The organism is Marinobacter sp. L-80, from assembly GCF_056859395.1.
The window spans coordinates 518762-530918 of sequence record NZ_JBSXOI010000077.1; the positions used below are offsets into that span (position 1 = coordinate 518762).

The window sequence follows — 12157 nt, forward strand, 5'->3', positions numbered from 1 at the left end:
GTCTGGATAGATGTCTTTCACGCTGGCAGGCGGCGGATGGTGGCACCCAGCAACTGCAGTTTCTCTTCGATACACTCGTACCCGCGGTCTATGTGATAGATGCGATCTACGATGGTATCGCCGTCGGCCATGAGGCCGGCGATGACAAGGCTTGCCGAGGCCCTGAGGTCCGTGGCCATAACCGGCGCGCCGGTGAGGTGGTCCACACCCTTGATGATCGCGGCATTGCCCTCAAGCGTGATATCCGCACCCATGCGGATCAGTTCCTGAAGGTGCATAAACCGGTTCTCGAATACGGTTTCCACAATGGTACCGGTGCCTTCGGCCACGGCGTTCATTGCAGCGAACTGCGCCTGCATGTCGGTCGGGAAGGCCGGATATGGCGCTGTACGCAGGCTAACCGCCTTCGGGCGATTACCCTTCATGTCCAGTTCAATCCAGTCCGGGCCGGTGTTGATGTGGGCGCCGGCCTCTTCAAGCTTGAGCACAACGGCTTCGAGCAGGTCTTCACGGGTATCCTTGAGCTTGACCCGCCCCCCAGTAGCCGCCGCAGCCACCAGGTACGTCCCGGTCTCAACCCGGTCTGGCAGTACGTTGTAATGGCAACCGTGCAGGCGCTCTACACCGTTGATTTCGATGGTGGCGGTACCGTGACCTTTGATGTCTGCGCCCATGGCGATCAGACACTCGGCGAGGTCAACAACCTCCGGCTCGCGGGCCGCGTTTTCCAGGATGGTTTTTCCGTCGGCCAGGGCCGCGGCCATCATCAGGTTTTCGGTGCCGGTTACGGTGACGATATCCAGGAAGATGTGCGCGCCTTTCAGACGACCGTTGGTCTTGGCCTTGATGTAGCCATTCTCGACCTTGATGTCCGCGCCCATCATTTCCAGGCCATGGATGTGCAGGTTCACCGGGCGACTGCCGATCGCACAACCGCCGGGCAGGGATACTTCTGCTTCGCCGAAGTGAGCCACCAGCGGACCCAGCACCAGAATGGAGGCCCGCATGGTTTTCACCAGCTCGTAAGGGGCATGGAAGTGTTTGATGGTGTTGGCATGGATTTCCACGCTCATTTTCTCATCAATGATCACTTCAACACCCATGCGACCCAGCAGCTCGATCATGGTGGTTACGTCGTGCAGGTGCGGTAGATTGCCTACGGTTACCGGCTCATCCGCCAGCAGAGTGGCTGCCAGGATCGGCAGTGCGGCGTTCTTGGCACCGGAAATCCGGATTTCACCATCCAGAGGCTTGCGGCCTCTGATCAGAAGTTTATCCACAATAAATATCCTGTTTTGTCCGGGCCGTTCAGCCCTGGCGCTCAGCCCATTCGGCCGGAGTAAATGCTTTTGGATGAAGGGCGTGAATCGAGCCATCCATGATCTGCTGGAACAGCGCCTTGTTGATCAACTGCTGGCGCTTGATAGTCGGCAGGCCTTCGAATACGTCACCCACCACGACGACCAGGTAATGGGTACCATCAACCTGAACCTGAACTTCACAGCCGGGCAACGCTTCTTTGACCAGCTCGGTGACTTGGGCGGCATCCATAGACAATCCTCGGGTGTTTTGAAATCAGGGGCGAGATTGTAACCAATTCCGGCGCTCGGGTCAGCTTTAGCATCCGGTCAAGAAAGGGAGCGAGGCCGGAATAATCAGTGGGCGGGATGGACGGCTTCCGGACCAAACCCCTCAAGCTGATCATCAAGATTGCTCAGGGCTGCCAGCGAGGCCAGACGGCGGCTGACGCCACGAAACGAAAGGGCAACGCCTGCCTGATGCGCCAGGCGCTGCCAGCAGAGCAGCATGGAGAGAACAGCACTGTGGGCCGTCACCAGTCCATCGAGGTCGACGACCAGATCGACAGAAGCCAAACGGATCAGCTTCTCACCCTGCTTTCTCAAGCCGACCACGGTGTCTGTGTTCACTTCACCGGTCACGACAAGCACGCCGTCCAGGAGCTGAACCACAGGCGAGCCGCTGGTCATGATTGGTTGACTTCCTGATCGAGGTTCAGACTTTCAACAGCGTCGCTCCACCCATCAATCACCGCCTGGATCTGGCCACGGTTTTCTTCCATTTCCTGGCCGAATCGATCCCGGAAAGCCAGGCCTATGTTGACGCCCTCAACAATGACGTTTTCCATCAACCACTTGCCTTCCGCCGTCTTGTACATCGAATAGGTCACCGGGTAGCGATTACCGGAGGCACTGATCACTTCCATCTGCACCGAGGCTCGATCGTCACTCTGGGGGTTTATGGTCGCCTCCTTGACCTGGATCTCAAAATTCTCGGCATTAACCAGCGCCTGGGCGTAGCTGTCAAACAGACTGCGCTTGAACTTGGCCACGAACTCGTCTCGTTGCTCAGGCGTCGTCTGGCGTGCGTAACGACCCATCACCCTGGCAGCGATGCGGCGGAAGTCGACAAAATCGGTCAGAGCCTCATCCATGCTTTTATAAAAAGCCTCTGGATCCCGCTCGTAGAGTCCACGCTCCTCGTTCAGCTTGTCCACCAGCCGCTGGGTATTGGCGTCCACATACTTGCGAAGCTCCTCAGCTTCACTCGCCTGTGTCGGCGCGACCAGAGCCAGGGCCATGAAGAGGCCGATCAGAATGTGGTGTCTCAGTGCAAACATCAGGATCTCCTGTTTGATCTTTCCGGCCCGAATCAACGGCCCGACGCAAAGTTGCTGATCAGCCGTTCCAGGTTCATGGCCGACTGTGTCGAATAGAAGGTATCGCCCTCTTTCAGCGAATCCATCTCGGCGCCAATCGATATATCAATGTACTGCTCGCCGAGCAGGCCGGATGTACGTATAACTGCGGAACTGTCCGATGGGATATTGTCCACATCCGAATGAATCGACATCTCGACCCGAGCCTGGAAGGTTTCCGTGTTCAGGCTGATGGATTCGATGGTGCCAACCGTTACCCCGGCCATCGAGACCCGACCGCGGGGCGTGAGCCCGCCCGTATCGTTGAAATTGGCGTAAATGGTATAGGTGCTCTCGGCCGACTTCGGCGACAGCCCGCTAACCTGCAGCGCCAGGAAAAGCAGGGCTGCGCAGCCTGCGATCATGAACAGGCCAACTACGATTTCAGTGGTTCTCTGTGCCATTTCAGGCTCCGGTAATATCTCGTTGATCGATGTTTCAGAAATCGCCAAACATGACAGCGGTCAGTACAAAATCCAGCCCCAGCACCGCCAGCGATGAGTACACCACCGTCTTGGTGGTCGCCGAACTGATACCTGCCGATGTCGGCACGCAGTCATAGCCCTGGTAAACCGCGATCCAGGCACAAACAAAACCAAAAACAACGCTTTTGATGACGCCGTTCAGGACGTCATCCACAAAATCCACAGACGACTGCATGTTGCCCCAGAAGGAGCCTTCGAACACACCCAGCCAGTCCACACCCACAAGCATACCGCCCCAGATGCCGACTACCGAGAAAATCACCGCCAGTACCGGCATGGCAATAAACCCGGCCCAGAGGCGAGGCGCAATGACACGCCGCAGCGGGTCTACACCCATCATTTCCATACTTGATAGCTGTTCGGTGGCTTTCATCAAGCCAATCTCTGCCGTCAGAGCTGAACCCGCGCGGCCGGCAAACAGCAATGCTGTCACCACCGGGCCAAGCTCACGCACCAGGGTCAGCGCAATCATCTGACCGATGGCCGCTTCCGAGCCATAGTCGCTCAGAATAGTGTATCCCTGAAGCCCCAGCACCATGCCGATAAACAGGCCCGACACCACAACAATGGCCAGAGAGAGCACCCCAACGGCATAAATCTGTTTCATCAGAAGCGGGAAGCCCGTTGCCGGGCGGGGAACACCGCCCAGAACGCCCGCCAGAAAACGACCGGAACGACCGAATGAAGAAACGATATCCAGCCCCAGGCGTCCGAATGCCGCTATTCTGTCAATCAAGAGGCACCTCCCGACAGGCCGAAGTCACTGGCGGCGCCTTCGGCCGGATAATGGAACGGCACCGGGCCATCCGGCTGCCCCTGCAAAAATTGCTGGACCTTCCCGGAAGGATGCGCCCGGAGCTCCTCCGGTGTGCCCTCACCGATTACCTTGCCATCAGAAATAATGCAGGCGTAATGGCAGATGCTCAGGGATTCGGGCACATCGTGGGAGACCAGCACACTGGTCAGTCCCATGGAGCTGTTCAGATCCCGTATCAGCTTGACCAGCACGCCCATGGCAATCGGATCCTGGCCGGCGAAGGGTTCGTCGTACATGATCAGTTCGGGATCCAGGGCCATACTACGGGCCAGTGCAACCCGGCGGGTCATCCCCCCGGACAACTCCGAAGGCATCAACTGGCGGGCTCCGCGCAGGCCAACCGCTTCCAGCTTCATCAAAACAATGTCGCGGATCATGTCTTCCGGCAACTTGGTATGCACACGGAGCGGAAAGGCAACGTTCTCGAAGACAGTCAGGTCGGTAAACAGAGCCCCGCTCTGGAAGAGCATGCCCATCCGTTCGCGAAGACTGTAGAGAGCCTTGCGTTTGAGCTTTGGCACCTCGTGGCCGTCCACCATGACACTGCCGGAATCTGGCTTGAGCTGACCACCGATAAGACGCAGCAGCGTGGTTTTACCGGTTCCGCTGGGCCCCATAATGGCAGTAATTTTGCCGCGGGGAATATCCAGACTGACACCGTCGAAGATACGGCGCCCTGAACGGGAGAACACGACATCCTTGAGCGATATGTAAGCCGGTGAATCCATAGTCCTTACCTTTCAAAGAGGCGCTACATTATGCCATGGAGCGCCGGAGCTCAATCCAAAGAGCGCAAAATGTACTGATAGCAATGATCAGTTTGACTGAACTTCCTGTAACCGGGCATCGTTGCCGGGGGAAAATGGTATACTCTGCCCCACATTTTCAATGTCCCGATAGCCAGGCCCTTAGCCCGATGACCGAACAGACTGCCCACGATTTCCGATCTTCTGCCATCCGCGCCATTCGCATCGAGCGTGACGCCATTGATGCACTTGAAAGCCGGATCGACGACCAGTTCACCCGTGCCTGCGAAGTCATCATGAACTGCAAGGGCCGTGTTGTCGTGACCGGCATGGGAAAATCCGGCCACATCGGCAACAAGATAGCGGCCACCCTTGCCAGCACCGGTACACCGTCGTTTTTCGTGCATCCCGGAGAAGCAAGCCACGGCGACATGGGGATGATCACACCGCAGGACGTTGTCATCGCCATTTCCAACAGTGGCAACACCAGCGAGGTGGTCACGATTCTGCCCCTGATCAAACGTATGGGCGCCCCGCTGATCAGCATGACCGGCAATGCCACGTCCACCCTGGCCCGGGAAGCCGTCGCCAACCTGGACGTCAGCGTTATGGTGGAAGCCTGCCCCCTGGGCCTGGCGCCCACCTCCTCAACAACGGCCACCCTGGTCATGGGGGATGCGCTGGCCGTTGCACTGCTTGAGGCCCGCGGATTCAGTGCCGAGGATTTTGCGTTCTCCCATCCCGGAGGCAGCCTCGGCCGCCGGCTGCTGCTTCGGGTTTCCGACATCATGCATACAGGCGATCAGATTCCCGTTGTTAACGAGGGCACACCCCTGAGCGGCGCTCTCCTTGAAATCTCCCGCAAAGGTCTGGGTATGACCACCGTCGTAAACGGGGAAGGCACGCTTACCGGCATATTTACGGACGGTGACCTGCGCCGGACTCTGGACCGGTCAGTTGATATTCATCATACGCCCATCAACGAGGTGATGACGCGGAATGGTAAAACCATCCAGGCTGATCATCTGGCGGCGGAAGCGCTGAATATCATGGAGGAAATGAAGATCAATGCCCTGCCCGTGACGAACGATAGCGGTGCTCTAATCGGCGCCATCAACATGCACGACCTGCTGCGGGCCGGCGTCATCTGATGGGCCATGAGGAGTTTTTCAACATGAAGCATCAATGGCCTGAGCCACTGCTGGAAAAAGCCGCCAAAATTCGACTGATCGCACTGGATGTGGACGGCATCATGAGCGATGGCAAGCTTTACTTCAGCGCCAACGGTGATGAACTCAAGACGTTCAACATCCTGGACGGCCTGGGACTCAAACAACTCATGGCAGCCGGCATTACTGTCGCCGTTATTACCGGTCGGAAGTCACCCCTGACCGAAAAGCGCATGCGGGATCTGGGCATCCCCCATCTGATGCAGGGGCGTGAGGACAAGAAAGTGGCCCTGCAGGAACTGGTCAGCACCATGGATCTCAGCCCTGAGGCCATCGCCTACATGGGTGATGATCTGCCAGACCTGCCGGCGCTCCGGTTTGCCGGGCTGGGAATCACCGTACCCAATGGTTACTGGCTGGTGCAGCAACATGCCGATTACTGCACCCGAACCCGGGGTGGCGAGGGCGCGGTGCGAGAAGCCTGCGACCTGCTGCTGACTGCCCATGGCAAGCTGGATGCTGCGCTTGCACCCTACCTGGAGCTCAAGGCGTGAACTGGCTCCCGGACAGGCCCTGGCTGCGAACACTGGCGCTGGCTGGCACCGTGGTGGCCGCGGTCTTTTTGCTCTGGCAAAGCGATGAACCGCCGGTCATTGATGATGAGGCAGCCGCACTGCGGGGCGATGCCGAACCGGACGGCTTTGTGGTCAATGGCAATTACACGTCATTCGACGAATCGGGCAAGCTGAAAATCCGGTTCTCCAGCCCCCGCATTGAGCAGTTTGAAGAAGGTAACCTGGCCACCATGGAGTCTCCCCGTGCCGAACTGTATGGCGGCGACAATGTTCTGCCCTGGATTGTTGAAGCCGAGAATGGCAGCCTGCTGCAGAACCAGAACCTGGTCTATCTCACTGACAATGTCCGGATTCAGCGCAGTATTGGTGAACGGGACGCCACTCTGACAACATCAACACTGACGCTGGATAATGACCGGGGCATGGTATATACAGACGCACCCGTAGAAATACGCGACGTTACCGGCATAACCCGGGCCACGGGCATGAAAGCGTGGATTGACGAGCGGATTCTGGAACTGAACTCCCAGGTGGAAGGACGCTATGAAACCGGAAACTAACCGATACCGGAGCCTGCTGGCCGCCCTGCTGACAGTCGCAATGGCTGGCCCGGTGGCGGCTTTCGACCTTGATTCCGACATCCCCATCAAGGTTACCGCCGACAACGCCCGCCTGGACGATGGCCAGGGCATTGCCACTTACACCGGCGATGTGGAACTTGAACAAGGCAATACCCGCCTGAACGCGGAGCGTGTGGTCCTGTACCGTACAGAGAACGGCCTGAGCCGCATCGAGGCCTCCGGAACCCCCGCAAGATACAGGCAACCGGCGCGCGAAGGTGGAGGTGAAACCGACGCCCGCGCCCTGAATATTACCTGGTCCGCCACCGACAGCCAGCTGACCTTTGAACGGGAAGCGGTGATTGAGCAGAATGGCAACCTGTTCCGCGGCGACGTGATTCACTATGATACCGCTGGCCGCGTTGTAACCGCAGAAGGCGGCGCCGAGACCGGCGATGGCACTGGCCGGGTAGAAATGGTGATCCAGCCGCGAAGCGCCGACAGACGCACTGACAAACAGGAAACCGATGGCAGTTCTGAGAGCCAGTAACCTGGCAAAGAGTTACAAACAGAAAAAAGTGGTTATCGATGTGTCCCTGGAAATCCGAAGCGGGGAAATTGTTGGACTGCTAGGCCCCAACGGCGCCGGGAAAACCACCTGTTTCTACATGATCGTGGGGCTGGTACCTGCCGATCACGGGCGGATAACTATCGACAGCCGGGATATCACGCCGCTGCCGATGCACGGTCGGGCCCGCCAAGGCATCGGCTATCTGCCACAGGAAGCCTCGGTTTTCCGCAAACTGTCTGTGCGCGACAACATCATGGCGATCCTTGAGACGCGGCAGGGCCTGACCAAGGCAGACCGGCAGAAAAAGCTCGAGGAGCTGCTGGAGGAATTCCACATCACCCATATACGGGACAGCGTTGGTATGGCCCTGTCCGGTGGTGAGCGGCGACGGGTGGAAATTGCCCGGGCCCTGGCCATGGAGCCGGCTTTCATCCTGCTGGATGAGCCCTTCGCCGGTGTGGACCCCATATCCGTCAGTGACATCAAACACATCATCCGGCACCTTCGGGACAAAGGCATTGGCGTTTTGATCACCGACCACAACGTGCGTGAGACCCTGGACATCTGCGAGAATGCCTACATTGTTTCCGGCGGCCACATCATCGCCTCCGGCAATGCCGACGCCATCCTGGCCAACCAGCAGGTCAAGGAAGTCTATCTCGGCGACGAATTCAGACTCTGACACCCAATGGCTGATTGTTTTGATGATCTGTAGCAAGTAAACTCGGCAAAGAACTTGCTAGGGTAAATTAAAATCACGGCAAGTAACCGGCATATAAAGATTTTTTCACGACTTATGACACAACGCGCTGATGAGTGACGGATCCTGAACCATGGTTATGAAAGCCTCCTTACAGTTAAAGCTGGGTCAAAGCCTGACCATGACGCCCCAGCTGCAACAGGCGATCCGGCTTCTCCAGCTCTCCACTCTCGACCTCCAGCAGGAAATCCAGCAGGCACTGGAATCCAACCCCATGCTGGAGACCTCCGAGGACGATGACCAGACCGACGCAGCCAGCGAAAACGACGAGCGCGAGGCCAACGCCACCGAGTCCGCCGCTGAAGCTGCCCCGGAACCGGCCAGCGACTGGGATGAATCCGAGAACGGCCCGGACTGGTCCTCGGAGAACGAGATTCCTGACAACATTCCGGACGATCTGCCGGTTGATACCGCCTGGGACGACATCTACCAGTCCGCACCAGCGCCGGCAGCCCGCAACGACGACGAAAACGATCACGATTTCGAAACCCGTAATTCCCCGACCGAAACGCTTCAGGATCACCTGGAATGGCAGCTCAATCTGACGCACCTCAGTGAACGGGACCAGGCCATTGCCCATGCCCTGATGGATGCAGTGGACGAACGGGGCTATATCACCAGCCCGCTGGAGGAAATCCACGCCGGACTGCTGGATGAGAACGATGAAGACCCCCTTGAACTGGATGAAGTGGAAGCCGTGCTTCACCGCCTGCAACACTTTGATCCGCCCGGCGTGTTTGCCCGGGACCTACAGGAATGCCTGCTGATCCAGCTCAACCAGCTGCCGCCGGAAACACCCTGGCTGGCCCAGGCACGCCTTGTAATTACCCATTACATCAACCTGCTGGGCAACCGCGATTACGCCCAGTTGCTGCGCCGCAGCCGCCTGAAAGAAGACCAGTTGCGGGATGTCCTGGCGCTGATCACCGGCCTGAATCCGCGGCCGGGCGATGTCATTGACCGGGCCGAACCCGATTATGTGATTCCGGACGTGATCGTTCGCAAACACAATGGCCGCTGGCGTGTTGAGCTGAATCCTGAAATTGCACCGCGCATCCGGGTCAATGCCAGCTATGCTTCTCTTATAAGGCGTGCGGACAGCAGTGCCGACAACACCTACCTGCGGGATCAGTTGCAGGAGGCGAAATGGTTTATCAAGAGCCTGCAGAGCCGCAATGAAACCCTGCTGAAAGTGGCGACCCGTATTGTCGAGCACCAGCAAGGATTCCTGGATCAGGGTGAAGAAGCCATGAAACCGCTGATCCTCTCTGATATCGCCCAGGCGGTTGAGATGCATGAGTCCACGATTTCCCGGGTCACCACCCAGAAATACATGCACACCCCCCGGGGAATTTTCGAGCTGAAATATTTCTTCTCCAGCCATGTCAGCACTGACGAAGGCGGTGAATGTTCTTCCACGGCGATCCGCGCGATGATCAAAAAGCTGATTGCCGCGGAAACGCCCAAAAAGCCGTTGAGCGACAGTAAAATTGCAGCCATGCTAGGAGAACAGGGAATCAAGGTTGCGCGACGCACCGTTGCCAAGTACCGGGAGGCCATGCACATTCCGCCTTCGAACGAACGCAAGCGGCTGGTCTGAACACCCCGGGGTCCGGGCGCAACGTACTATTCGCCGGCGCATAATGCGCCAGCACCCAGACCGGCTCCCGGGAGCCGGCACGATGACAACAGGAGACGCCTATGCAACTCAATATTTCAGGCCATCACGTAGAACTGACTCCCGCACTGAAGGATTATGTTTCAGAGAAGTTCGAGAAGCTCGAGCGTCACTTTGACCACATCAGTAACTGCCAGGTGACCCTGGAAGTGGAAAAGGTGCGCCAGATTGCGGAAGCCACGTTGCATGTGGTTGGTGGTGAGATTCACGCAAAGGCAGAAAATGAGGATATGTACGCAGCCATCGATGCCCTGATCGACAAGCTTGACCGTCAGATCCTCAAGCACAAGGAAAAGAATGTAGACCGGATGCACGGAAACGGCTCTCGCTAACTGACTGTTTTCATGCAATTCATCTAATCGAGCTGCGACATGAGTAACGTGTCGCAGCCTTTTTTTTAACGGAAACGCAGTCGATCCATGAGCGACACATCCCTGACCATAGAGAACATTCTTGCTCCGGAGCTCACCCTCTGCAGGGTAGCTGCGTCCAGCAAGAAACGGGCCCTGGAGTTTATTGCCGAGCAGATAAACCATCAGGACAACACGCTCAGCGAGACCCAGCTCTTCAACAACCTGATTTCCCGCGAGCGCCTGGGCAGCACCGGCATTGGCCAGGGAATCGCCATTCCCCACTGCCGTCTGGAAGGACTTGATCACGTGGTGGGCGTGCTGATGACGCTGGAAGAAAGCGTCGAATTCGATGCTATCGACAATCAGCCGGTGGATCTGATTTTCGCCCTGATCGTCCCGAAGGAAGCAACGAGCGAACACCTGGAGCTGCTCAGCCAACTGGCTGAAAAGTTCAATGAGCGGTCGTTCTGTGATCGCCTCCGGCAATCCGAGGACGCAAGCACGCTGTACCAGCGCATGACCGCCCCGGGCGGATGATATTCATTGCAGTGGAGATAAGGTGGTCATGAAGCTGATTATCGTTAGTGGCAGGTCTGGCTCGGGCAAGAGTACCGCCCTTCATGTGCTTGAAGACCTCGGATTCTATTGCATCGACAATCTGCCTATCGGCCTGCTCTTTCCCCTCACCCGGGAAGCCGCCAGCCAGACCAAGCCTGGCCGGCTGGGAAAGATGGCGGTGAGCATCGATGCCCGCAACCTTTCCGGAGAGTTGGCCAATTTCGAAGAGATCTACCGTCGCCTTCAGGAGACCGGGGTTACGGTTGAGATCATCTTCCTGGACGCCGACGAACAGTCATTGCTCCAGCGTTTCCATGCCACCCGCAGAAAGCATCCGCTGAGTGACGACAGGACATCCCTCCGGGAAGCCATTACCAGTGAAAAGAAGCTTCTTGAGCCTCTCTCCAAGCTTTCCGACCTGTATGTGAACACCACGGGCATGTCCATGTACGAACTCCGGGACATGGTGAAGCAACGGGTGGTTGGCCGGAAAGACCAGGAGCTGGCCCTGCTGTTCCAGTCGTTCGGCTTCAAACACGGTGTGCCATTGGATTCCGACTATGTCTTCGATGTTCGCTGCCTGCCGAACCCCTACTGGGATACCAGCCTCAGGAAATACGTGGGCACCGATCAGCCGGTTATCGAGTTTCTCGAGAAAGAGCCGGCAAGCCGGAAGATGATTGACGACCTGAAGGCCTTCCTGGATACCTGGCTGCCGTCGTTTGCTGATAGCAACCGCAGCTATATGACCATCTCCATTGGTTGTACCGGCGGCCAACACCGATCGGTGTATGTGTGCGAGCAGTTGGGTGAATACTTCCGGCAAAAATACAATAATGTGCAGGTACGCCATACCGAGCTGCCACACCTGCAGACCCGGGAAGAGATCTGATCGAACCATGATTCGCCGCCCGATCACCATTATCAACAAGCTGGGCCTGCACGCCCGCGCCACTGCGAAGCTGGTCGCCACCGCCTCCGAGTTTGACAGCAGCGTGCGAATCAGTGGCAAGGGCCGGGATGTGGACGCAAAGAACATCATGCAGGTGATGATGCTGGCCGCCAGCAAAGGGACCGATGTGGAACTTGTTGCCGAAGGGCCGGACGAGGAAGAAGCCGTCGAGGCACTGGTGGAACTGATCAACGACTATTTCGGCGAAGGTGAGTAG

General features: G+C 57.6%; 17 protein-coding genes. 10 read left to right on the forward strand and 7 right to left on the reverse strand.

Annotation, left to right across the window (positions count from 1 at the left end):
- Positions 1-17 precede the first annotated feature (17 nt).
- From murA to AC13E3_RS22035, 7 genes are all read right to left on the reverse strand, one after another.
- Positions 18-1280 carry a UDP-N-acetylglucosamine 1-carboxyvinyltransferase gene (gene murA / locus AC13E3_RS22005; protein ID WP_008170181.1) on the reverse strand — a complete coding sequence of 421 codons (1263 nt, stop codon included), beginning with the start codon at positions 1278-1280 and terminating at the stop codon, positions 18-20.
- A gap of 28 nt (positions 1281-1308) precedes the next feature.
- Entirely contained in the window at positions 1309-1551 is a 243-nt protein-coding gene (locus tag AC13E3_RS22010) for a BolA family protein (RefSeq protein WP_008170179.1), read from the reverse strand.
- A gap of 104 nt (positions 1552-1655) precedes the next feature.
- On the reverse strand, positions 1656-1988 hold the full coding sequence (locus AC13E3_RS22015) for an STAS domain-containing protein (protein ID WP_008170178.1): 333 nt from the start codon (positions 1986-1988) through the stop codon (positions 1656-1658).
- Positions 1985-2638, reverse strand: coding sequence for an MlaC/ttg2D family ABC transporter substrate-binding protein (locus AC13E3_RS22020; protein WP_008170176.1), 654 nt, complete (start codon positions 2636-2638; stop codon positions 1985-1987). Before AC13E3_RS22020 ends, AC13E3_RS22015 begins: the two co-directional genes overlap by 4 nt.
- Positions 2639-2670: 32 nt before the next feature.
- Positions 2671-3120 (reverse strand): outer membrane lipid asymmetry maintenance protein MlaD, encoded by a 450-nt coding sequence (gene mlaD, locus AC13E3_RS22025; protein WP_008170174.1) that lies wholly within the window; start codon positions 3118-3120, stop codon positions 2671-2673.
- Positions 3121-3154: 34 nt separating this feature from the next.
- Positions 3155-3937, reverse strand: coding sequence for a lipid asymmetry maintenance ABC transporter permease subunit MlaE (gene mlaE, locus AC13E3_RS22030; protein WP_008170172.1), 783 nt, complete (start codon positions 3935-3937; stop codon positions 3155-3157).
- Complete coding sequence (locus AC13E3_RS22035; RefSeq protein ID WP_482902559.1) at positions 3934-4746, reverse strand: ABC transporter ATP-binding protein; 813 nt, start codon at positions 4744-4746, stop codon at positions 3934-3936. The genes mlaE and AC13E3_RS22035 overlap by 4 nt, the downstream gene beginning before the upstream one ends.
- Before the next feature lie 188 nt (positions 4747-4934).
- Between AC13E3_RS22035 and AC13E3_RS22040 the strand changes: the two genes are divergently transcribed.
- The 10 genes from AC13E3_RS22040 to AC13E3_RS22085 all read left to right on the forward strand — a co-directional run bounded on the left by AC13E3_RS22040 (position 4935) and on the right by AC13E3_RS22085 (position 12157).
- Positions 4935-5915: a KpsF/GutQ family sugar-phosphate isomerase gene (locus tag AC13E3_RS22040; RefSeq protein WP_108017532.1), complete on the forward strand. Its 981-nt coding sequence runs from the start codon at positions 4935-4937 to the stop codon at positions 5913-5915.
- Positions 5916-5938: 23 nt separating this feature from the next.
- Complete coding sequence (locus AC13E3_RS22045; protein ID WP_405420807.1) at positions 5939-6487, forward strand: KdsC family phosphatase; 549 nt, start codon at positions 5939-5941, stop codon at positions 6485-6487.
- Positions 6484-7068 carry an LPS export ABC transporter periplasmic protein LptC gene (gene lptC, locus AC13E3_RS22050; RefSeq protein ID WP_014577737.1) on the forward strand — a complete coding sequence of 195 codons (585 nt, stop codon included), beginning with the start codon at positions 6484-6486 and terminating at the stop codon, positions 7066-7068. Before AC13E3_RS22045 ends, lptC begins: the two co-directional genes overlap by 4 nt.
- Positions 7052-7618: a lipopolysaccharide transport periplasmic protein LptA gene (gene lptA / locus AC13E3_RS22055; RefSeq protein ID WP_405420809.1), complete on the forward strand. Its 567-nt coding sequence runs from the start codon at positions 7052-7054 to the stop codon at positions 7616-7618. Before lptC ends, lptA begins: the two co-directional genes overlap by 17 nt.
- Positions 7596-8321: an LPS export ABC transporter ATP-binding protein gene (lptB, locus tag AC13E3_RS22060; RefSeq protein ID WP_405420812.1), complete on the forward strand. Its 726-nt coding sequence runs from the start codon at positions 7596-7598 to the stop codon at positions 8319-8321. Before lptA ends, lptB begins: the two co-directional genes overlap by 23 nt.
- 151 nt (positions 8322-8472) lie before the next feature.
- Positions 8473-9999, forward strand: coding sequence for an RNA polymerase factor sigma-54 (locus AC13E3_RS22065; RefSeq protein ID WP_273071640.1), 1527 nt, complete (start codon positions 8473-8475; stop codon positions 9997-9999).
- 101 nt (positions 10000-10100) lie between these two features.
- Positions 10101-10409, forward strand: a complete 309-nt coding sequence (gene hpf / locus AC13E3_RS22070) for a ribosome hibernation promoting factor (RefSeq protein ID WP_008170154.1) — start codon at positions 10101-10103, stop codon at positions 10407-10409.
- A gap of 87 nt (positions 10410-10496) precedes the next feature.
- Entirely contained in the window at positions 10497-10967 is a 471-nt protein-coding gene (gene ptsN / locus AC13E3_RS22075; RefSeq protein ID WP_482902560.1) for a PTS IIA-like nitrogen regulatory protein PtsN, read from the forward strand.
- Between the two features lie 28 nt (positions 10968-10995).
- A complete protein-coding gene (gene rapZ, locus AC13E3_RS22080; protein WP_482902561.1) occupies positions 10996-11880 on the forward strand; it encodes an RNase adapter RapZ in 885 nt (294 codons plus the stop codon).
- Positions 11881-11887: 7 nt separating this feature from the next.
- Positions 11888-12157: an HPr family phosphocarrier protein gene (locus AC13E3_RS22085; RefSeq protein ID WP_482902562.1), complete on the forward strand. Its 270-nt coding sequence runs from the start codon at positions 11888-11890 to the stop codon at positions 12155-12157.